This window comes from Amycolatopsis umgeniensis (assembly GCF_014205155.1).
Lineage (GTDB): Bacteria > Actinomycetota > Actinomycetes > Mycobacteriales > Pseudonocardiaceae > Amycolatopsis > Amycolatopsis umgeniensis.
Genome location: NZ_JACHMX010000001.1, coordinates 6,343,052 through 6,363,083, shown reverse-complemented (window position 1 = coordinate 6,363,083; position 20,032 = coordinate 6,343,052). Strand labels below are relative to the sequence as shown.

Annotated in this window: 18 protein-coding genes and 1 pseudogene; 11 read left to right on the top strand and 8 right to left on the bottom strand. The window is 70.9% G+C overall.

Going from position 1 to position 20,032, the window contains the following annotated elements; translation table 11 throughout:
- Positions 1-22: 22 nt before the first annotated feature.
- Both HDA45_RS29770 and HDA45_RS29765 read left to right on the top strand, forming a co-directional pair.
- Positions 23-229 carry a CbtB domain-containing protein gene (locus tag HDA45_RS29770; protein WP_184900861.1) on the top strand — a complete coding sequence of 69 codons (207 nt, stop codon included), beginning with the start codon at positions 23-25 and terminating at the stop codon, positions 227-229.
- Positions 230-243: 14 nt separating this feature from the next.
- Complete coding sequence (locus HDA45_RS29765) at positions 244-1,044, top strand: CbtA family protein (RefSeq protein WP_184900859.1); 801 nt, start codon at positions 244-246, stop codon at positions 1,042-1,044.
- On the opposite strand, the gene HDA45_RS29760 is transcribed toward HDA45_RS29765, so the two are convergent.
- Complete coding sequence (locus tag HDA45_RS29760) at positions 1,041-1,850, bottom strand: SDR family NAD(P)-dependent oxidoreductase (RefSeq protein WP_184900856.1); 810 nt, start codon at positions 1,848-1,850, stop codon at positions 1,041-1,043. The two genes, HDA45_RS29765 and HDA45_RS29760, sit on opposite strands and share 4 nt — an antisense overlap.
- A 59-nt stretch (positions 1,851-1,909) precedes the next feature.
- On the opposite strand from HDA45_RS29760, the pseudogene HDA45_RS29755 reads away from it, so the two are divergent.
- Positions 1,910-2,470: pseudogene (locus tag HDA45_RS29755) on the top strand (TetR/AcrR family transcriptional regulator); the annotation flags it as partial.
- A gap of 33 nt (positions 2,471-2,503) precedes the next feature.
- Here the strand turns inward: HDA45_RS29755 and HDA45_RS29750 are convergent.
- Positions 2,504-3,961, bottom strand: coding sequence for a cobyric acid synthase (locus tag HDA45_RS29750; protein WP_184900854.1), 1,458 nt, complete (start codon positions 3,959-3,961; stop codon positions 2,504-2,506).
- Positions 3,958-4,890: a cobalamin biosynthesis protein gene (locus HDA45_RS29745; protein WP_184900852.1), complete on the bottom strand. Its 933-nt coding sequence runs from the start codon at positions 4,888-4,890 to the stop codon at positions 3,958-3,960. The genes HDA45_RS29750 and HDA45_RS29745 overlap by 4 nt, the downstream gene beginning before the upstream one ends.
- A gap of 36 nt (positions 4,891-4,926) precedes the next feature.
- On the opposite strand from HDA45_RS29745, the gene HDA45_RS29740 reads away from it, so the two are divergent.
- The 3 genes from HDA45_RS29740 to HDA45_RS29730 are packed head-to-tail and all read left to right on the top strand — an operon-like array spanning position 4,927 to position 7,298.
- A complete protein-coding gene (locus HDA45_RS29740) occupies positions 4,927-5,532 on the top strand; it encodes a bifunctional adenosylcobinamide kinase/adenosylcobinamide-phosphate guanylyltransferase (protein WP_184900851.1) in 606 nt (201 codons plus the stop codon).
- Between the two features lie 9 nt (positions 5,533-5,541).
- Entirely contained in the window at positions 5,542-6,555 is a 1,014-nt protein-coding gene (cobT, locus tag HDA45_RS29735) for a nicotinate-nucleotide--dimethylbenzimidazole phosphoribosyltransferase (protein WP_184900849.1), read from the top strand.
- Positions 6,552-7,298, top strand: a complete 747-nt coding sequence (locus tag HDA45_RS29730) for an adenosylcobinamide-GDP ribazoletransferase (RefSeq protein WP_184900847.1) — start codon at positions 6,552-6,554, stop codon at positions 7,296-7,298. Before cobT ends, HDA45_RS29730 begins: the two co-directional genes overlap by 4 nt.
- A gap of 127 nt (positions 7,299-7,425) precedes the next feature.
- Here HDA45_RS29730 and HDA45_RS29725 read toward each other — a convergent pair whose 3' ends face one another.
- The 5 genes from HDA45_RS29725 to HDA45_RS29705 form a co-directional block, all read right to left on the bottom strand.
- On the bottom strand, positions 7,426-8,046 hold the full coding sequence (locus tag HDA45_RS29725) for a hypothetical protein (RefSeq protein WP_184900845.1): 621 nt from the start codon (positions 8,044-8,046) through the stop codon (positions 7,426-7,428).
- Between the two features lie 203 nt (positions 8,047-8,249).
- Positions 8,250-9,257, bottom strand: coding sequence for an Rv2231c family histidinol phosphate aminotransferase CobC (cobC, locus tag HDA45_RS29720; protein ID WP_184900843.1), 1,008 nt, complete (start codon positions 9,255-9,257; stop codon positions 8,250-8,252).
- Positions 9,250-10,584 (bottom strand): cobyrinic acid a,c-diamide synthase CobB, encoded by a 1,335-nt coding sequence (locus HDA45_RS29715; RefSeq protein ID WP_184900841.1) that lies wholly within the window; start codon positions 10,582-10,584, stop codon positions 9,250-9,252. Before HDA45_RS29715 ends, cobC begins: the two co-directional genes overlap by 8 nt.
- A complete protein-coding gene (gene cobO / locus HDA45_RS29710) occupies positions 10,578-11,192 on the bottom strand; it encodes a cob(I)yrinic acid a,c-diamide adenosyltransferase (RefSeq protein WP_184900839.1) in 615 nt (204 codons plus the stop codon). Before cobO ends, HDA45_RS29715 begins: the two co-directional genes overlap by 7 nt.
- Positions 11,192-13,150, bottom strand: coding sequence for a putative cobaltochelatase (locus tag HDA45_RS29705; protein WP_184900837.1), 1,959 nt, complete (start codon positions 13,148-13,150; stop codon positions 11,192-11,194). The genes cobO and HDA45_RS29705 overlap by 1 nt, the downstream gene beginning before the upstream one ends.
- 59 nt (positions 13,151-13,209) lie before the next feature.
- Between HDA45_RS29705 and cbiE the strand changes: the two genes are divergently transcribed.
- The 5 genes from cbiE to HDA45_RS29680 are packed head-to-tail and all read left to right on the top strand — an operon-like array spanning position 13,210 to position 19,977.
- Positions 13,210-14,346 (top strand): precorrin-6y C5,15-methyltransferase (decarboxylating) subunit CbiE, encoded by a 1,137-nt coding sequence (gene cbiE / locus HDA45_RS29700; protein WP_184900835.1) that lies wholly within the window; start codon positions 13,210-13,212, stop codon positions 14,344-14,346.
- Positions 14,343-15,104 carry a precorrin-4 C(11)-methyltransferase gene (gene cobM, locus HDA45_RS29695; RefSeq protein WP_184900833.1) on the top strand — a complete coding sequence of 254 codons (762 nt, stop codon included), beginning with the start codon at positions 14,343-14,345 and terminating at the stop codon, positions 15,102-15,104. Before cbiE ends, cobM begins: the two co-directional genes overlap by 4 nt.
- The gene (locus HDA45_RS29690) at positions 15,101-16,096 is read left to right on the top strand and encodes a Gfo/Idh/MocA family oxidoreductase (protein ID WP_184900831.1); all 996 of its coding nucleotides are present in this window, start codon (positions 15,101-15,103) and stop codon (positions 16,094-16,096) included. Before cobM ends, HDA45_RS29690 begins: the two co-directional genes overlap by 4 nt.
- Positions 16,093-16,839 carry a cobalt-precorrin-6A reductase gene (locus HDA45_RS29685; protein ID WP_184906182.1) on the top strand — a complete coding sequence of 249 codons (747 nt, stop codon included), beginning with the start codon at positions 16,093-16,095 and terminating at the stop codon, positions 16,837-16,839. Before HDA45_RS29690 ends, HDA45_RS29685 begins: the two co-directional genes overlap by 4 nt.
- 33 nt (positions 16,840-16,872) lie before the next feature.
- Positions 16,873-19,977, top strand: a complete 3,105-nt coding sequence (locus HDA45_RS29680; protein ID WP_184900829.1) for an arabinosyltransferase domain-containing protein — start codon at positions 16,873-16,875, stop codon at positions 19,975-19,977.
- Positions 19,978-20,032 lie beyond the last annotated feature (55 nt).

Sequence of the window (20,032 nt, the reverse complement as noted above, 5' to 3'; positions counted from 1 at the left end):
AGCCCGAGGAGGTCCCACCGCCATGACCCAAGCGGTAGCCGCAGTACCCGTCCCGATCCGGATCCCCGTCCGCGAGATCCTGCCCTGGGCGGTGCTCGTCATCCTCCTTTCGCTGATCACGCTGTACTTCATCAGCGCCGAGCAGGGTGCGGTGTCGGTGTTCGCGAACTCGTACGTCCACGAGTTCGTCCACGACGGCCGGCACCTGCTGGCCTTCCCCTGCCACTAGGCGGCATACGCCCCATGATGAGGTCCTTGCTGGTCCGCGGCATGCTCGCGGGCCTGATCGCCGGTGTCCTGGCGACCCTTTTCGCGTACTTCTTCGGTGAGCCCTCGGTCGAGACCGCCATCGGTCTCGAAGGCACCGCGGCTCATTCCCACGACGACGCCGGCGCGCATGACCCAGCCGCCCATGACCCGGCCGCGCACGAACCCGCTCCGGCCGAGGAGGAAGAGCTCGTCACGCGTGGCGTGCAGAGCACCGTCGGCCTGCTGACCGGCGTCGGCCTGTACGGGGTCGCTGTCGGCGGGCTGTTCTCGCTCGCGTTCGCCTTCGTCTACGGGCGGCTCGGCACCCTGCGCCCGCGGGTGACCGCCGCACTTCTCGCCGGTGGCGCTTTCGTGGTCGTGTTCCTGGTGCCGTTCTTGAAGTACCCGGCGAATCCTCCCGCCGTCGGGCAGGCGGGCACGATCGGGAGCCGGACGTCCCTGTACTTCGGCTTCGTCGCGCTTTCGCTGCTGATCGGCATCCTCGCGGCGGCGTTCGGCCGGAAGCTGGCCGACAAGCTCGGCGCCTGGCGTGGCGGCCTGATCGCCGCGGGTGGGTACGTCGTGCTGATCGCGGTGGCGGCGGCGCTGCTGCCGTCGATCGACGAAGTCCCCGCCGAGTTCCCCGGTTCCACACTGTGGACCTTCCGGCTGGCCTCTGTCGGCACACAGGTGGTGCTGTGGACCGTGCTCGGCCTGGCCTTCGGCGCTCTGTCGGAAAAAGCTCTGTCGGAAAAAGCATTGACCGAGAAATCGTTGGTTCGCAAGGACGCCTAGCCCGCAGCCCGGCTGACCGGCTCCCACGAGCGCCACTCCGCCACGCGGTCCTGGTGTAGTTCCACGATGACGTCGAAGTCCCCGTCGCCGAGCAGCAGGCGGCGGGGCGGCGCGTCACTGCCCACCAGTTCGAGGACGGCCTCGGCGACCTTCACCGGGTCGCCGGGGACTCCGTCGGCGTACTTCGCCATCAGCGCCGCGCGCACCGGGTCGTAGGCCGGGCTCATCGGTGACATCTTGAGACTGGCGCCCATGAAGTCGGTGGCGTAGATCCGCGGCTCGACCAGGGTCACGTGGATACCGAAACCTTCGACCTCCTGCGCGAGCGCGTCGCTGAGGCCTTCGAGGGCGAACTTGCTCGCGTTGTAGAGCCCCATGGTCGGCACGGCCATCAGGCCGCTCACGCTCGACATCTGCAGGATCCGGCCCTCCCCCTGTTTCCGTAGCACGGGGAGCGCGGCCTGGGTGACCCACAGCGTGCCGAAGAAGTTCGTCTCCATGATGGCCCGCGCGTCTTCCTCGCCGACCTCTTCGACCGCGCCCATGAGGCCGAAGCCCGCGTTGTTGACCACGACGTCGATCCGCCCGAACGCCTCGGCCGCCTTTTCGACCGCCTCGAAGACGGCGGCTCTGTCCGTGACTTCGAGGGGCAAGACAACGAGCCTGCCTTCGCTCACGGCCACCAGATCGTCCAGCGCTTCGGGGCGGCGGGCCGTGCCGACGACGTTGTCCCCCGCCTTCAACGCGTGCTCGGCGATGAGACGACCGAACCCGCGGCTGACACCGGTGATGAACCAAGTACGCATTTCCTTCTCCTTCGTTCTGCGAGACGGACCGTCTCGTCTCGTTGTGCTACCATACCGACATGGCTGGAAACGTCAAGTCCCCGGATCCGACCAGGCGCAGCGAACGCTCGAGGCAGGCGATCCTGACGGCGACCACCGAACTGCTCGGCGAGGTCGGCTACCCGAAGCTGGCGGTGGAGGCGATCGCGTCGCGGGCGGGGGTGGGGAAGCAGACGATCTACCGGTGGTGGCCGGACAAGGGCGCGCTGGTGCTGGACGCGTACCTGACCCTGGTCCAGGGGGCCGGTGAGCTGACCTTCCCGGACACCGGCGATCTCGCGGCGGATCTGCGCACGGTGCTCCGATCCACTGTGGACCCGCTGACGGAGAAGGGGTACGAGGCGTACTACCGCGCACTGCTGACAGCGATCCAGGGCGACGTGAAACTTTCGGCGGAACTCGACGAACGGCTGATGAAGCCATGGCTGGAGGCGACAAGGGCACGATTCCGGACCGGTGCCGAAGCAGGGCAGATCGACGGCGTCGACATCGACGCCGCGGTGGATCTGTACTACGGCGCGGTCTACTACCGGTGGCTGCTGCGGACGGGGCCGCTCACGGAGGAGTTCGGCGAGTCGGTGGTCCGGCTGGTGCTGCGCGCGCTGACGCCCGGCTCAGGCTCCGGGCGGCACAAAAGGCAGGTCGACGTGGCAGCCGGTTTCGATCAGACGCTGGAGTCCCACGGTGTCGACGTGGTCCTCGACGGCGTCGGCGAGCCTGTCGAGCATGCTCTCCCGCAGCGCGCCGAATCCCTGCGCCCCGGCGGCCGGTGACCAGTCCGCCACTTCGCCCAGCCAGGCGCGACGGAAGCCGTCGTTCTCGAAGGCGCCGTGCCACATGGTGCCCCACACCGCCCCCTGCCGATATCCGTCCAAAAAGGACTCGGCGGGGCCGGTGGGAGTCACGGCGCCGTGGTGGATTTCGTACGCCTCCACGGGCTGGCCGCGCCAGGCTCCGGACGGGCGTGCCAGCACCTTGTCCGCGCTGAACGACACACGCGTCGGCAGCAGGCCGAGGCCGGGGACCGTTCCGGCGCCGGACTCGACGTCGTCCTCGATCTCGGCGGCCAGCATCTGATAGCCGCCGCAGATCCCCAGCACCGGTCGGCCCGCCTCGGCCCGCGAGAGGACGGCGGCCGCCAGACCGCGGGACCGCAGCCACGCCAGGTCGTCCACGGTCGCGCGGGAACCCGGCAGGATCACCACGTCGGCGGAAAGGACGGTGTCCGGATCGGCCGTCAACGCGACCGAGACACCGGGCTCGGCGGCGAGCGCGTCAACGTCGGTCGCGTTGGAGGCGCGAGGGAAACGCACGACCGCGACACGCAGGGAGCCACCGGTCGCACCCCAGCCCGCGGCGGCCAGCGCGTCCTCCGAGTCGATCCACACCTGGTCGAGCCAGGGCAGGACGCCGAAGACCTCGCGGCCGGTGAGCTTCTCCAGCGTCTCCAGACCAGGACGCAGCAGGCCGACGTCACCGCGGAACTTGTTGACCAGCCACCCCGAAACCAGTGCCTGGTCTTCGGCGGAAAGGAGAGCGAGAGTACCGAACATCGCGGCCATGACGCCGCCGCGGTCGATGTCGCCGACGACCACCACGGGCAGGCCGAAGCGCCGCGCCAGCCCCATGTTGACGTAGTCGCCCGCGCGCAGGTTGATCTCGGCCGGGCTGCCCGCGCCTTCGCACAGCACGACGTCGAAGCGCCGTCGCAACGAAGAGAAGGTGTCGAAGGCGATCTCGGCGAGCCCGGCCCGGCCGGTCGCGTACTCCCCCGCCTCCAGCGTGCCGAACGGTTTCCCGAGCGCGACGACGTGGCTGCGCCGGTCGCTGCCGGGTTTCAGCAGGACCGGGTTCATCGCGGCTTCGGGTTCGACGCGGGCCGCCCGTGCCTGCAGCCATTGCGCGCGGCCGATCTCGGCGCCGTCCGCGCACACCATCGAGTTGTTCGACATGTTCTGGGATTTGAACGGCGCGACCCGCACCCCCTTGCGGGCGAGCCAGCGGCACAACGCGGCGGTGACCAGGCTCTTGCCCGCGTCCGACGTCGTCCCCGCGACGAGCAGCCCGCTCACCGTGCCACCGCCACCGCGACGGCGAGCGCGGCCAGCCCGACGACCTTCGACAGCCGGACGGCGCGGCGGACGTCCACCGGCTCCGGCTCACGGCCTTCGCCCAGGACGCCGCGGCGTTCGGTGCGGCCGCCGTAGCTGTTCGTCCCGCCGAGCCGGATCCCGAGCGCGCCCGCGAAAGCGGCCTCGACCTGCCCCGCGTTGGGGCTCGGATGGTGTTTCCCGTCGCGGCGCCAGATCCGGAACGCGGGTTTGGCGAACCCACCGGCCAGCGGTGCCGACGCCACGGTCAACGCCGCGCCGACCCGGGCGGGCACCAGGTTGGCCACATCGTCCGCCCGCGCCGAGGCCCAGCCGAAGTTGACGTACTTCGGCGACCGGTAGCCGACCATCGCGTCCAGGGTGTTGAGCGCGCGATAGCCCAGCAGACCGGGGATCCCGGCGACAGCGCCCCACAGCAGCGGCGCGACGACGGCGTCCGAGGTGTTCTCGGCGATGGACTCGGTGGTCGCGCGCGCGAGTTGTTCGATGTCGAGGCCGGTGGCGTCGCGGGCGCACAGGTGCGAGAGCCGCCGCCGCGCGCCGGGCAGGTCGCCGTCGTCGAGCAGCCGGGCCATCCGCGTGCCCTCGGCGGCGAGCCCCCGTCCGCCGAGAACCACCCATGTGGACGCCGCGGTGAGCGCGAACCGCGCGAAAGGACGTTCGCGGGTCAAGATCCGGGCGGCGACCCCCAATCCGGTGACGGTCCCCGCGCAGGCGGCGGTGTACGCCGCGCCCCGTACCTTCGAATCGGCCCAAACCCGCTGTTCAAGGGCTTGCGCGGCGCGGCCGAAGCCGGCTACGGGATGTCCTCGCCGTGGATCTCCGAACACGGCGTCGGCGACGTAACCGGTAACGAGTCCGGCCGCGGTGGCGGCTTGTCGGAGTGGCACGTGGCGAACCGTAGCGCGTGCACGAGAATGCGGGGTATGACCAAGCTGACGCATCGCCTCGCGGGGGTTCTGGAGACTCTCGCGCGGGCACTTCGCCGCCACTCGCGCGACGACGGCAAGGTGCTGATACTGGGCGGCGTCCGCTCTGGGAAGTCACACCACGCCGAGCGGCTCGCGTCCCGTCACCCGCACCTGACCTATCTCGCGCCCGGGCTGCCGCCGAGCGCCGACGATCCCGAATGGGCCGCTCGGGTGGCCGCGCACCGCGCGCGGCGGCCGAGCACCTGGAAGACCATCGAGACCACCGACCTGGCCACGGTGCTGCGCACGGCGACGCATCCGCTGCTCATCGACTGTCTCGGCACCTGGATCGCCCGCGTGCTCGACGAGGTCGGCGCCTGGGATCAGCGCAAGGGCTGGGAACGCCGGCTCGACGACCGGCTGGAGGACTTCCTGGCGGCGTGGGCGCAGGCCGACGTGCCGGTGATCGCGGTCAGCAACGAGGTCGGCAGCGGTGTGGTGCCCGCGACGGTGTCCGGACGCGTTTTCCGTGATGTGCTGGGCGCGTTGAACAACCGGGTGTCCGCCGTCTCCGACCGGACCGTGCTGGTCGTCGCCGGACGAATGCTGGACCTGCCTTAGGGAGCAACGATGCGTATCGCCACCCCGGACGCCGCCGCCGAAGCCGCCGCGCGCACCAGACTGGACGGCCTGGTCAAGCCGCTGGGTTCGCTCGGGCGGCTCGAAGACCTGGCCGCTTGGCTCTGCGCAGCGCACGGAACCGTGCCGCCGCGGCCGCTCGACGACGTCCGGGTGGTCGTGTTCGCCGGGGACCACGGGGTTTCCGGGATGTCGGCGTATCCGCGTGAGGTCACCGCGGCGATGGTGCGGGTGTTCCTCGCCGGGAAGAGCGGTGTCGGCGTGCTGGCCGGGGTCGCCGGGGCGACGGTGCGCGCGCTGGACATCGCCGTGGACTGGGACGGCGCGGACGTACCCGCCGAGGTCACCGCGCACAAGGTGCGGCGGGGTTCCGGCTCGATCGACGTCGAGGACGCGCTCGCCGAGGGCGAGGCGCGGACGGCGTTCGAGCACGGGCTGGCGATCGCGGACGAGGAGATCGACGGCGGCGCGGATCTGCTCATCCCCGGTGACATGGGGATCGGCAACACGACGATCTGCGCGGCCGTGGTCGCTTCGGTGCTCGGTCTGGCCGCGGAAGACGTCGTCGGCACGGGTACCGGGATCGACGAGGACGGGCGGGCGCGGAAGGTCGCGGTCGTCGAGGCCGCGTTGGCCAGGGCTGGTGCGGGGAAGGACCCCTTCGCGTTGCTGACCGCGCTCGGCAGCGCTTGTCTCGCCGCGACGGCGGGTTTCCTCGTGCGGGCCGCGGTGCGCGGGGTGCCTGTGCTGCTCGACGGAGTGTTCTCCGGGGCCGCGGCGCTCGTCGCGCGCGAGATCGCGCCGGGCGCCGAGCAGTGGTGGCTGGCCGGGCACCGGTCGACGGAGCCGTCGCAGGCTTACGCGTTGAAGGCTCTCGGACTGGAGCCGATCCTCGATCTCGGGCTTCGGCTCGGCGAGGGCAGCGGCGCCGTGCAGGCGGTACCGACGCTGAGGGCGGCGCGGGCGATCATCGCGGACATGGGCCTGCTGGCGGATCTCGCTTGATCGCGGACGCGCTCAAGATGGCTTTCGGCACCCTGACCACCGTCCGGGTGCCGGCGCCGGGGCTGATCGACCGGCGGGTGGCGGGCGGCGCGATGGTGCTCGCTCCGCTGGCCGTCGTCCCGCTCGCGGCCGTCGCTTCGGTGATCGTCTTCTTGGGCGATCTGGCCGGACTGCCCGCTTTCGCGTCGGCCGCGCTGGCGCTGGGCGCGGTGGCGCTGGGCAGTCGCGGGCTCCATCTGGACGGGCTCGCCGACACGGCCGACGGGCTCGGCGCCTCCTACGACCGCGAGCGGGCGCTGGAAGTGATGCGCCGCGGGGATTCCGGGCCGACCGGCATCGCGACCTTGGTGCTGGTCCTGCTCGTGCAGGTCGGCGCGCTGGCCGGGGCGATCTCGGCTGGGCACGGGATCGCGGCGGCAGCGATCGCGGTCCTCGCCGGACGCGGCGTGCTCTCGCTGTGCTGCGCGCGCGGTGTTCCCTCGGCCCGTCCCGAGGGGCTGGGCGCGACCGTCGCCGGTTCGGTACCGGTGTGGACGGCCGCGGTGGTGTTCGCCGTACTCGCGAGCGCTGCGGCGCTGGTGTTCCCGTGGCGGCAAGGGCTGATCGCGGTGGCGCTGGGGTACCTGGCCGCGTCGGCGCTGCTGGCGCGGTGCGTCCAGCGGCTGGGCGGGGTCACCGGGGACGTGCTCGGCGGCTGCGTCGAGGTCGCCGTCGCGGCGGTCTTGCTGGCTTTGTCGTTCTGAAGCGCCCGTGGGGCAGTGAGTGGCAAGCTGGCGCTGGAGGTGCCGGCTTCGGATGTTGCGAAAGTGGCTTTCGCAACGCCGGGCGCTGGAGGACGGCGCCAGGCCGGGCCTCGTCTCAGAGCCCCGATCAAACCGGCTCGTCCGTCGCCAGCTTCTCGTCGATTTCCGGGAGCCAGAAGCACAGCTCGAGCGTCTTCATCCCCGCCCAGAGCCCGAGTTTGCGGCCCTGCGAAACCAGCGTGAGCGACGCGAGGAGAAGCAGCACCGCGAGACCGGCGGCGATGAAGGGGTGTTTGCCCGCGAAGATCTCGACGATCGCCGCGATCGCTCCGAACAACAGCGGCGGCGCGCAGTTGCGCACCATGAGGCCGGACGCGCGCAGCCGCGTGACGTCGACCGCGACCTCCTTGTCGTGCAGTTGCAGCGCGCACAACAGAAGGTGCGTGTTCTCCTTGAGGAACGGGCGGTCCTTGGCCGCGGGCATCCGGCGGACGAACTCCTCGGCGGCGTTCCGCTCGCGCCTTCGCGGCACGATCCGTTCCAGCGCGTCGCCGAGCGGATAGGCCAGATAGCCCAGCAGGAAGCTCAGCACCACGATCACGACGACCAGCACCACGGTCGGCACGCCGCCGATGGACGCGGCCGTCAGGATGTGGAGTTTCGTCCCGAGGTAGCCGAAGAACGCGACGTACAGCGCGCCGGGGATGGTGTAGGCGAAGAGATCGAAGACGCCGATCACGAAGTTCACCGGCTCATCCAACCACTTCTTGCCCGCGGTGCCCACGGTCGTGAGTGGTGAGGACGGTTCTCTTGAGGGATAAGTCAAAGGTGGCGTGGTCACGTCCTTCTGTGTCGGAGCCCTGCTCTCGCTCTTTCCGTGAAGGCCCCCTTCACTACCTTGAGCGTAGGGAAGGAGGCCTTCACGTACCTGCCCCGACAGGGCGGGCTGCCTCACAACACGGCGGCGAAAGCCGCCAGGAATCGATCCACCGTCTCCCGGTCCCGCACCGCGATCCGCAGGTACCGCGCGTCCAGTCCCGGGAAGGTGTCCCCACGCCGGACGGCGAAACCGTTCTCCCGCAGCCGTTCCCGGACGCCGTCCGCGCCGGGCAGCCGCACGAGCACGAACGGCCCTCGCGGCTCGCCCGGTACCTCGACGCCGAGCGCGGTCAGGCCCGAAACCAGGTACTCCCGGTCCGCTTCCGCCGCCACCGCCAGCTTTTCGGCTTCCTCCAGCGCGGACGGGCGGCAGCAGGCCACGACGGCGACGGCGGCGAGTGACGACACCGACCACGGCGGCTGCACCGCGCGCAGACTGTCCACAACGGACTCTTCGGCCAGTACGTAGCCGGCGCGCAGCCCGGCGATCCCCCAGGTTTTGGTCAGGCTGCGAAGGACGGCGAAACCTGGTCTTCCCGCGACGGTTTCGGTTTCGCCGGGGACGGCGTCGAGGAAGGCCTCGTCGACGACGACCAGGCGGCCCGGACGGCCCAGGGCGAGCAGGTCCGCGGCCGGGTGCAGTACGGAAGTCGGGTTCGTGGGGTTGCCGACGAAGACCAGGTCCGCGTCGTCCGGGACCGAACGCAGCCGGAAACCGTCGTCGGGCGACAGCAGGACCCGGTGCACGGGATGGCCGACCGCGCACAGGGCGGCTTCGGGCTCGGTGAACTGCGGATGGACCACCACGGCACGAGACGGCCGCAAAGCCGTGGCCAGCAACGTGAAGGCCTCGGCGGCACCCGACGTCACCAGCACGTGGGACTCCGGCAAACCGTGCCGGGTGGCGACAGCCTCCACGGCGGCGGTGACGTCCGGATACGCGGCCAGATCGTCCAGGGCTGCCGCCAGCTCGGCGCGCAGCCAGGCGGGCGGCGCCGGGAGCCGGACGTTGACAGCCAGATCGACGAGCCCTTCGCCGACCTCGCGATCGCCGTGATGCCAGAGATCGTAGTCAGCCATGGGCGTGCACCGCGGCGGCGAACCGCTCGGCGAGTTCGGGGTAGCCCGCCCAGTGGACGTGCAGGTAGGACGCGTGCAGCGACGCCGACGCGAAGCCGTCGGGTGTGCGATCCCAGCCCCAGGCGGGTGTCGGGCCGCTGCCGGGTTCGACGATCGTGCGGTGGAACTCATGGCCGGTGACGCGTTGCCCGGCGACGGTCAGCACGGTGTCCGCGGGCGAGAAAGCCTTGCGGTAGCCGAGTTTCCCGCGTTTGGTCATGGTGGCCGAGGCGTCGAGGACGCCTGTCATCGGCAGCCCGTCGATGTCCTGGCAGAGGTACAACAGTCCGGCGCATTCGGCCACGACGGGCATTCCGTCGCCGACGGCCCGCGCCACCGCCGTCCGCAGCGGGACGTTCGCCGAAAGCTCTTCGGCATGCACCTCGGGAAAGCCGCCGCCGAAGTACAGTCCGGCGCAGCCATCGGGAAGTTCCTTGTCCTGCAACGGATCCATATCGACGACGTCGACTCCGGCGGCGGCGAGCAGCTCGACGGCCTCGGTGTAGCGGAAGGTGAACGCCGGACCGGCGGCGGCCGCGACGACCGTACGCGGGCCTTCGTGTGCGAGCTGAGGCCGCCAGGGTTCACCTGAGAGACGGGAAGCCGCACGAGCGACCTGAACGACGGCGCCGAGGTCGACACCCTCGCTGATCCATCCGGCCAGTTCCGGCAGCAGCCGTTCCGACTCGCTCGCCCGTTCGGCCGCCGGGACCAGGCCGAGGTGACGGCTGGGCGCGTGGATCTCTTCGTTGCGGTACAACGTTCCCAGCAGCGGGACGCCGGTCGCTTCCAGCGCGGTGACGATCTCGTCCGCGTGCCGTCGCGAGCCCAGTTTGTTGAGGATCACCCCGGCGAGCCGGACGCGCGTGTCGTACTGAGCGAACCCCAGGACGGTCGCCGCGACACTGCGCGAAGCGGCCGAGGCGTCCACCACCAGCACGACGGGAGCGTCCAGCAGCCGCGCGACGTGCGCCGTCGAGGCGTAGCCCTCGGTGCCGAGCGCGCCGTCGAACAAGCCCATGACGCCTTCGATGATCGCGATGTCGGCACCGGCGGAACCGTGCAGCAGCAACGGGATCAGCTGCTCTTCGCTCTGGAGGAACGGGTCGAGATTGCGGGGCGGCCGCCCGGTCGCGAGGGCGTGATAGCTCGGGTCGATGAAGTCGGGGCCGACCTTGTGCCCGGACACCTTCAGCCCCCGCGCCCGCAGCGCCGCCATCAGGCCCGCGGCGATCGTGGTCTTGCCGTGCCCGGAGCCGGGCGCGGCGACGACCACGCGATTCACCATTCGATGCCTCGCTGGCCCTTTTGCCCGGCGTCCATCGGATGCTTCACCTTCGTCATCTCGGTGACCAGGTCCGCCGCTTCGATCAGCTCCGGCGGCGCGTATCGGCCGGTGATCACGACATGCTGGTGCCCGGGACGCGAGGTCAGCGTCGAGACGACGTCGTCGACCTCGAGCCAGCCCCATTTGAGCAGGTAGCTGAACTCGTCGAGGACGTAGAAGTCGTGGGTCTCGGCGGCGAGACGGCGTTTGATCTCGGCCCAGCCCTCGCGGGCGTTGGCAGCGTGGTCTTCCTCGGATCCGGACTTGCGCGCCCAGCTCCAGCCCTCGCCCATCTTGTGCCACTCGACAGGGCCGCCCTGACCGGAGTCTTCGTGCAGCTTGCCGAGCGCGCGGAACGCGGCTTCTTCGCCGACACGCCATTTCGCCGACTTGACGAACTGGAACACGCCGATCGACCAGCCCTGGTTCCAGGCGCGCAACGCCATCCCGAAGGCGGCCGTGGACTTCCCCTTCATCTCGCCGGTGTGCACGGCGAGCAGCGGGCGGTTGCGGCGCTGGCGGGTGGTGAGACCGTCGGCGGGTACGGTTTCCGGTTTGCCCTGCGGCATTACGCGGCCCTCCCCGAAATACGCGTGCGGACGGCTCCGGCGAGCGTGTCGGCGGCGACCTCGGTGACCGGGACGTGTTCCGCGCCCAGGTGTTCCGCCAGTTCCGCGGCGAGCCCGAGGCGCATCTTCCCGCTCTCGCAGTCCATCACGACGGAGGTCACGTTGCCGGCCAGCAGACCGGCCGCCTGTTGCGCCCGCTTGACGGCGTCCGCGCCGCTGGTCGCGCGGCCGTCGGTGACGACGACGAGCAGCGGACGTCGCAGCGGATCACGGACCGCTTCGATCCGCAGCACCCTCGCCGCCTCGAGGAGCCCCTCGGCCAGCGGAGTCCGGCCGCCGGTCGCGAGACCGTCCAAACGGGACGCCGCGGCGTCGACGCTGATCGTCGGCGGAAGCGACAGTTCGGCGCCGGAGGCACGGAAAGTCACCAGGCCGACCTTGTCGCGGCGCTGGTAGGCGTCGAGCAGCAAGGAGAGCACGGCGGTCTTGACCTCGCGCATCCGCTGGCGCGCACCCATCGATCCGGACGCGTCGACGCAGAACAGCACCAGGTTGCCTTCGCGCCCTTCCCGTCGCGCGAACCGCAGATCCTGTGGCCGCACCACGAGCCCGGCGCCGCTTCGACCGCGGGAACGCTGGTGCGGCGCGGCCGCGCGCACGGTCGCGAGCAGATGCGGATGCCCGTCCTTGGTCCCGGCGGGCTGGACGCCGATGGTCCGGCCGTTGTCGGTGATCGCCCTCGACCGCCGCCCGGCGGCGCCCTCTCCGGTGCCCTTCACCTCGAAACGCTTGGCACGAAAGGCTTCCCCGGCTTGAACCGGTTTCTGGTCACCGCCGCTCCGGCCACCGCCCGACGGCTCCTGGCCGCCTTCCGAGGGCGGAGCGTCGCCTTCCGAGGGCGGCGGGGTGCCCGAGCCGGGGCCGTCGTCGTCAGGACCAGGACCTTCGGGTTCGGCGTCCTGCAGCGCCTGTTCCAGCTGTTCCTCGGAGATTCCGGGCGCGTCGAAGGGATTCCGGCGACGGCGGTGCGGCAGCGCGAGCCGGGCCGCGACCCGGACGTCCTCGGTGGTCACCTCGGTCCGCCCGGCCCAGGCGGCGTGCGCGACGGCGGTCCGCGCGGTCACGATGTCCGCGCGCATCCCGTCGACCTCGAACGAAGCGCAGACCTCGGCGATCTGGCGCAGCGCGTCGTCCGGCAGCTTCACCGACGGCAGAAGTCGTTGCGCCGCCTCGATGTCGGCGGCGAGTTCGGCGTCGGCCGCCGCGTACTGGCCGGCGAAAGCCTCGGGATCGGCCTCGTAGGCGAGCCGTCGCCGGACGACCTCGACGCGCAGTTCGGGATCCCGGCTGGAGGCGACCTCGACGGTGAGCCCGAAGCGGTCCAGCAGCTGCGGCCGCAGCTCGCCTTCCTCGGGGTTCATCGTGCCGATCAGGACGAACCGGGCGGCATGCGACACCGAGACGCCTTCGCGCTCGACGGTCGCGCGCCCCATGGCGGCGGCGTCGAGCAGCGTGTCGACCAGGTGGTCGTGCAGGAGGTTGACCTCGTCGACGTACAGCAGCCCGCGATGTGCCGCCGCGAGCAGACCGGGCTGGAAATCGGTGACGCCGTCGGCGAGCGCGCGTTCCAGGTTCAGCGAGCCGATGACGCGGTCTTCGGCGGCGCCGACCGGCAGTTCCACGAGCCGCGCGGGACGGCGATGGGCGGCCGCGCCCTCGGCGTGCGGGCCGTCCGGGCAGGCCGGATCGGGCTCGACGGGGTCGCAGGAGAACCGGCACGCGTCCACGACGTCGACGCCGGGCAGCAGACCGGCCAGCGCGCGCACCATCGTCGACTTCGCCGTGCCCTTCTCCCCGCGCACCAGCACCCCGCCGACGGCGGGCGAGATGGAGGAAAGCACCAGCGCCAGGCGCAGATCCGGCATCCCCACAACGGCGGTGAACGGGTACGGCTTCACAGCTCTCCTGTCGTCGACGACGTCCGGCCGATCATCGCATAGGAAAAGCGTCATCTACCGTGACGAACGTGCGCGAAAAATCACCCCTGACCGTCGTCGGCATCGGTGCCGACGGCTGGCCGGGCCTGTCCGAGCAGGCACGGGAAGCGGTGCTGCGCGCGGACGTCGTCGTGGGCTCGCCGAGGCAACTGGCGTACCTGCCCTCGGACGTGAGATCCGAGCCGTGGCCCAGCCCGCTCCTCCCCGCCCTGGACGACTTCCTCGCGGACAAGGGCCGCGTCTGCGTGCTGGCCAGCGGAGACCCTCTTCTGTCCGGTATCGGCACGACACTCCTGAAGCGCGGCTACGACGTCGAGATCCTGCCAGCGCTGTCGTCGGTGACACTCGCCCGCGCGAGGCTCGGTTGGCCGTCGGAGGAGACCGAGGTCGTCACGGTCGTCGGCCGCGAGATCGGCCGGGTGAACCGGGCGCTGGCGCCGGGCCGGAAGATCCTCGTCCTCGGGGCGAACGCCGAAGACCTACGTGACCTGCTGAAAGCCCGCGGTTACGGCCGGAGCCGCGTCATCGCGTTGTCCGACCTCGGCGGCCCGGACGAGCGCATCGGCCCGGGTGAGCTGACCGTGTTCGCCATCGAGGCCGACGGGCCCGCGCTGCCGCTGACCGGCCTGCCGGACGACGCCTTCGAGCACGACGGCCAGCTCACCAAACGCGACCTCCGCGCGTCCGCGCTGGCCAGGCTCGCGCCGTCACCCGGTGAGGTGCTGTGGGACGTCGGCGCGGGCGCGGGCAGCGTCGGGATCGAATGGTCCCGCGCGCATCCGCTGAACCGGGCGATCGCGATCGAACGCCTCCCGGAGCGAGCCGCCAGGATCGCCCGGAACGCGGACACGCTCGGCGTCCCGGAACTCGACGTCGTGATCGGTGCCGCCCCGGAAGCACTCGAAGGGCTGGCCACGCCGCAGGCCATCTTCGTCGGCGGCGGGCTGACCGTGCCCGGTGTCCTGGACGCCTGCCTGGCGACAGGCGCACGGATCGTCGCGCACGGCGTGACCCTCGAATCCGAACAGGCCCTCGCCCGCGCGTACGGCGAACACGGCGGGGAGCTGATCCGGGTCAGTGTCGAGCAGGCCGCGCCGCTGGGCGGATTCACCGGCTGGACCCCGGCGCGAGCCGTGACCCAATGGAGCAGACCTTGACCGTGCACTTCATCGGTGCGGGGCCCGGCGCCGCCGACCTGATCACCGTCCGGGGCCGTGACCTGCTCGGCCGCTGCGAAACCTGCCTGTACCCCGGCAGCATGACCCCGACGGCGCTCTTGGAGTACTGCCCTCCGGAGGCGGTGCTCATCGACACGGCGAACCTCGACCTGCCCGCGATCGTCGATCGGATGGCCGAGGCCCACGGGAAGGGCCACGAGATCGCGCGGCTGTGCTCGGGCGATCCGTCGATCTACAGCGCCGTCGCCGAACAGATGCGCCGCCTCGACGCGGCGGGCGTCCCCTACGACGTCACCCCCGGCGTCCCCGCCTTCGCCGCCGCGGCCGCGCTGCTCAACCGCGAGCTCACCGTGCCCGAGGTCGGTCAGAGCCTGGTCATCACGCGGGCGCAGGCGCGTTCCACGGCCATGCCCCCGGGTGAGACGCTCGCGAACTTCGCGCGTACCGGCACCACCCTCGCGCTGCACCTGGCGATCAACCGCATCGAGCAAGTGGTCGACGAACTGCGGCCCTTTTATCAAGAGAACTGCCCCGCGGCGGTGGTGGCGCTGGCGAGCCAGCCCGGAGAGCAGGTAGTGCGCGGGACGCTCGGCACGATCGCCGCCCAGTCGCGCGAAGCCGGGATCAGCCGCGCCGCGATGATCTTCGTCGGAGAAGTCCTTGCGGCCGAAGGGTTTCCCGACAGTTTTCTGTATTCGGCCACCCGTGATCGCGCCGACCAACCGGAGTCACTGTGAAGAACCTTCGCTGGGGCCTGCTGGCCGCCGGGACCATCGCCGCCGAATTCGCGGCGGGCGTCGAAGAGAGCAAGCACGGCGTGCTGGAGGCCGTCGCCGCGCGGTCCGGCGACCGGGCGGCCGAGTTCGCGAGCCGCTTCGAGATCCCCAAATGCTATGGCTCCTACGAGGATCTGCTCGCCGATCCCGACGTCGACGCGGTCTACATCTCGACGCCGCATCCGCTGCACGGCGAATGGGCGATCCGCGCGGCCGAGGCAGGCAAACACATCCTGTGCGAGAAACCGCTGACAGTCTCCGTCAGCGAAGCCGAGAAGGTCATCGAAGCGGCCCGCGTCAACGACGTCTTCCTCATGGAGGCGTTCATGTACCGGCTGCATCCGCAGATCCGGCGGCTGGCCGAGCTGATCTCCTGCGGCGCCATCGGCGAGGTCCGCGCCGTGGACGTCGCCTTCAGCTACAACTTCGCCGTCCCCCGGCTCACCGATCCCGCGCTGGGCGGCGGCGGGATCTTCGACGTGGGGTGTTACTGCACCTCGCTTTCGCGGCTGGTTTCGCAGGCCGCGACCGGGCAGGACGTCGTCGAGCCCGAAGAGGTACTCGGGATGGCGAGGCTCGACGAGAACGGCATCGACGAGTTCGCCTTCGGGCTACTGCGGCTGCCGGGCGGGATCCTCGCGCAACTGGCTTGCGGCTTCCAGCTGACACAGGACGACCACATCCGCGTCTACGGCTCGCAAGGACAGCTGTACGTGCCGAAACCGGCGTGGATCCACGAAATGCGCGAACCGAAGACCTCGCAGATCATCCTCACGCCGGAAGGTGGCGAGCCCGAGGTGATCGAGGTCGAGGCGACACAGGGCCTCTTCGCCCGCGAAGCCGACCACGTCGCCACGCATCTCGCCGACCGGCAAGCGCCCGAACTCACCTGGGCGGAGACGCTCGCCAACCTGCGCACGCTGGAACGGTGGCGCGCGGCCGTGGCCCGATGACCCTGCTGATCCTCGGCGGCACCGGTGAGGCCAGGGAACTCGCGAAGGAGCTGGCGGCGCGCGGCGAGCACGTCGTGTCGTCGCTCGCGGGGCGCGTCGTGCGGCCGAAGCTGCCCGACGGCGAAGTCCGCGTCGGCGGCTTCGGCGGTCCGGAAGGTCTCGCGCGCTGGCTGACCGAGAACGACGTCGCGGCGATGATCGACGCCACTCATCCTTTCGCCGAACGCATCGGCGCCAACGCGGCCGAAGCCGCGCGCGAAACCGGCACACCGTTGCTCAGGCTGGCCAGGCCGGGATGGACGGAACGCCCCGGCGACACCTGGCACTGGGCCGAGGACCTCGACCACGCCGCGCGGCTGCTCCCGGCGCTCGGTGAACGCGTGTTCCTCACCAGCGGCCGTCAGGGGCTCGCCGCCTTCGCCGGCCTCGACGCCCTCTGGTTCCTGATCCGCTGCGTCGATCCGCCCGAGGTGGCGCTCCCCCGGCGTCGCGAAGTCCTGCTGGACCGCGGCCCGTACACGGTGGACAGGGAACGCGCGCTGATGGAACGGCACCGCGTCGACGTGCTCGTCACGAAGGACAGCGGCGGCGCGATGACCGCCGCGAAGCTGACCGCGGCCCGCGAACTCGACCTCCCGGTGGTCGTCGTCCGGCGGCCACCGCGCCCCGAAACGGCCAGCGTGACGACGGTTCAGGACGCCTTAACCTGGCTCGACGCCGAGACCAAGGGCAGCCCTGCGTAAGCCGTTCGGACCAGACCCGTTAGCGTTGCGCCGATGCGTTTGATCGCTGTCACGCTGGGGTTGCTGTCCGCCTTGTGCGCGTTGGCTTTCCCCTTCCTGCCGGTGGTGCAGGACACAGCGGAGGTCGTCTGGCCAACGGGCGGCGACACCCGCTCCGTCAACGCGCCCTTGACCGGGTACTGGGCTCAAGACCTGCGCGTCGATCTGCCGTGCACGACCGTCCGGTCACTGGACTCGCGTTCACAGGGGCAGGCGCTGCTGTTCTCGACCGTGCCCGACGGCCGCACCGACCCGAGGGCGGGCAAGGGCGTCGGCCTGCAGCTGCGCATCGACAACGGTGTGCTGCTCGCGTCCAGCCAGGGTCAGCAGATCGTCCAGCAGCCGCTTCCGCAGAACAATTGCGACGTCGAGCTCCGCGCGGACGCGAACCAGATGACGCTGACCGTCGCCGAGACGGTGGTCTTCCACGCCGAGGGCGACGTCCGGCCGCGACTGGTCGGGATCTACTCGTCGATCAACGCGGGCAAGGACCCGATCGCCGGACTGCACGTCTCGGTCGTCCCGGACACCCGCTACCAGACCTCGCCGACGCTGCTGAAGTGGATCATCGGCGTGATCGCGGCGCTGTCGTTCATCGGCTGCCTGATCGCGGTGTGGCGGATGGACTCCGGTTCCGCCCGCCGCGCGCCTCGCTGGGCGCCCGTCGGCTGGTGGCGGCTGACCGCCCGCGACGCCACGGTGATCATCGCGCTCGGCGCGTGGGTCTTCATCGGCCCGGTCACGTCGGACGACGGCTACATCCTCACGATGTCCAGAGTCGCCGAGGAAACCGGCTATCTGACCAACTACCACCGCTGGTTCGGCGTCGCCGAGGCCCCGTTCGGCTGGTTCTACCACGTGTATCAGCTGATGGCGCACGTCAGCACGGTGCCGCCGTGGATCCGGCTCCCGTCGTTCGTCCTCGGCGTGCTGAGCTGGCTGCTGATCAGCCGCGAGGTCATGCCGCGCCTCGGCACGCAGGTCCGGACGAGCCGCGCGGCGGGCTGGGCCGCCGCCGCCGTCTTCCTGGTCTGGTGGATGCCGTTCAACAACGGTGTCCGGCCGGAACCGGTCGCCGCGCTGGGCTCGCTGCTGGCGATCTGCGCCGTGGAGCGCGCGCTCGTGACGCGCCGCCTGCTGCCGCTGGCCCTCGGCCTCACCGCCGCCGGGTTCACCCTGGCCGCGACGCCGACCGGGCTGATCGCGGTCGCGCCGTTCCTGGTCGCCGCCCGCCCGCTGTTCAAACTGGTCCGCCAGCGCGCCGAGAACGGCTGGCTGCCGGTGCTCGCGCCGGTGCTGGCCGCCGGGCTGCTGGTGCTGGTCGTGGTGTTCGCCGACCAGACCTTCGCCACCGTTCAGGAGGCGACCCGGATCCGCACCCAGGTCGGGCCGAACCTGTCGTGGTTCCAGGAACTCGCGCGCTACCAATTGCTCTTCGAGAGCCTGCCGGACGGCTCGATGCCACGCCGGTTCCCCGTGCTGCTCGTGTTGCTGTGCACCGGGACCTGCCTGGTGGTGCTGCTGCGCCGCGGCCGGATCCCCGGCGCCGCGCTCGGCCCCAGCCGCCGCCTGATCGGCACGGTCGCGCTGTTCTTCCTGCTGCTGGCGCTGACGCCGACCAAGTGGACGCACCACTTCGGCGCGTTCGCCGCGGTCGGCGCGGCCATGGCGGCGCTGACGGCGCTGGCGACCAGTTCGACGGTGCTGCGGTCGAGACGGAACCGGGCGGCTTTCCTCGCCGGGCTGCTCGTGGTCGGCGCGCTGGCCGCGACCGGGCCCAACTCGTTCTGGTTCGTCTCGAAACTCGGCGTGCAGTGGACCGGGGTGGCGCCGTCGATCGGCGGGATCCCGCTGTCGACGATCCTGCTGATCGCGGCCGCGATCTCCGGGATCTACGCGTTCGTGGAGAACGTCCGCGCGCACCGGCCGGGGCTGCCGGCCGGGCCGCAGGAAGGCCGTGGCCGCTCGCTGCGGCTCGGATCGCTCTCGCTGGTGGTCGTGTGTGGCCTGATGGCCGGGGGCGAGTTCGTCAGCATGGCGTGGGCGATCCACAACCAACAGGGTTCCTACAGCCTCGGCGCCGCGAACTTCGGGCATCTGTCCGGCAAGAGCTGCAACCTTTCCGACCACGTGATGGTGGAACGGGACGCCGCGACCAGCATCCTGCGGGCCCAGCCCGAACAGCGAACGGTCCCGGTGAAGAAGGAGGAGCCGCCCGCCGGGCAGACCCCGCCGCCGCTGCCCGATCCGGAACAGGACAACGGCCGCGTGCAGACCGGGTTCCACACCCGCGCGATCGACGACAAGGACCCGCTGGCCGAACCGCCGCACGGCTTCAAACCCGACGAAGTGCCGATGTGGAGCAGCTTCCTCGACCCCGAAACGCGGGCCGGACGCCTGCGCAGCGACTGGTACGCCCTCGCCGAGAAGCCCGCGGACGGTCAGATCGTGGTCGCCACCGCGGGTGCCTCGCGGCGGCCGACGTCGGTCAGCCTCGACTACGGCGTGAACACCGGCGAAGGCGTGAAGGTCGTCCGGAGTCAGTTCGTGCTCCCGCCGGGCGCCGGGACCAACGGCTGGAACGACACCCGGATCAACCTGCGCGACCTCCCCGCCGAGACGACGTCGGTGCGGATCAACATCGTCGACAACGACCTCACCGAGGACGGCTGGATCGCCGCCTCGGCGCCCCGCGTGCCGACGTTCACCACGCTGACCGAGAAGATCGCGGGCAAACCGGTGTACGTCGACTGGCCCGCGTCGTTCGTCTACCCGTGCGTGCAGCCGGTGACCTCGCACGACGGCATCTCGAAGATGCCCGAATACCGGATCACCGCGGGCGCCGTCGCCGACGAGGCGAACTGGGCGTCCAGCACCAACGGCGGCCCGATCGGCTGGCTCGAAGAGGTCGCCGCCGAACCCGAGGTGCCCAGTTACCTGATCGGCCAGCCGAGCCAGTCCTGGGGGCAGTTGCTGCAGGTCGAACCGTTCACCGAGGGGATCGCTCCGACGATCGTCCACGGTGAGAAGGTCGTCCCCGGCTGGTGGTCGCCGGGTCCCGGCCCGAGGCAGCCGAACGGCAAGGACCCCACGCGCTGAGCCGAAGGGGACTTTCCCCGCATGAGACGCAGCGAAGGGGCCCTTCACCGCATGT

Bases quoted from the DNA above. Each gene is read 5' to 3' on its own strand.
- HDA45_RS29770 (WP_184900861.1), top strand. From the start codon at position 23: ATGACCCAAGCGGTAGCCGCAGTACCCGTCCCGATCCGGATCCCCGTC.
- HDA45_RS29765 (WP_184900859.1), top strand. From the start codon at position 244: ATGATGAGGTCCTTGCTGGTCCGCGGCATGCTCGCGGGCCTGATCGCC.
- HDA45_RS29760 (WP_184900856.1), bottom strand. From the start codon at position 1,850: ATGCGTACTTGGTTCATCACCGGTGTCAGCCGCGGGTTCGGTCGTCTC.
- HDA45_RS29740 (WP_184900851.1), top strand. From the start codon at position 4,927: ATGACCAAGCTGACGCATCGCCTCGCGGGGGTTCTGGAGACTCTCGCG.
- cobT (WP_184900849.1), top strand. From the start codon at position 5,542: ATGCGTATCGCCACCCCGGACGCCGCCGCCGAAGCCGCCGCGCGCACC.
- cobC (WP_184900843.1), bottom strand. From the start codon at position 9,257: ATGGCTGACTACGATCTCTGGCATCACGGCGATCGCGAGGTCGGCGAA.
- HDA45_RS29715 (WP_184900841.1), bottom strand. From the start codon at position 10,584: ATGGTGAATCGCGTGGTCGTCGCCGCGCCCGGCTCCGGGCACGGCAAG.
- cobO (WP_184900839.1), bottom strand. From the start codon at position 11,192: ATGCCGCAGGGCAAACCGGAAACCGTACCCGCCGACGGTCTCACCACC.
- HDA45_RS29685 (WP_184906182.1), top strand. From the start codon at position 16,093: ATGACCCTGCTGATCCTCGGCGGCACCGGTGAGGCCAGGGAACTCGCG.
- HDA45_RS29680 (WP_184900829.1), top strand. From the start codon at position 16,873: ATGCGTTTGATCGCTGTCACGCTGGGGTTGCTGTCCGCCTTGTGCGCG.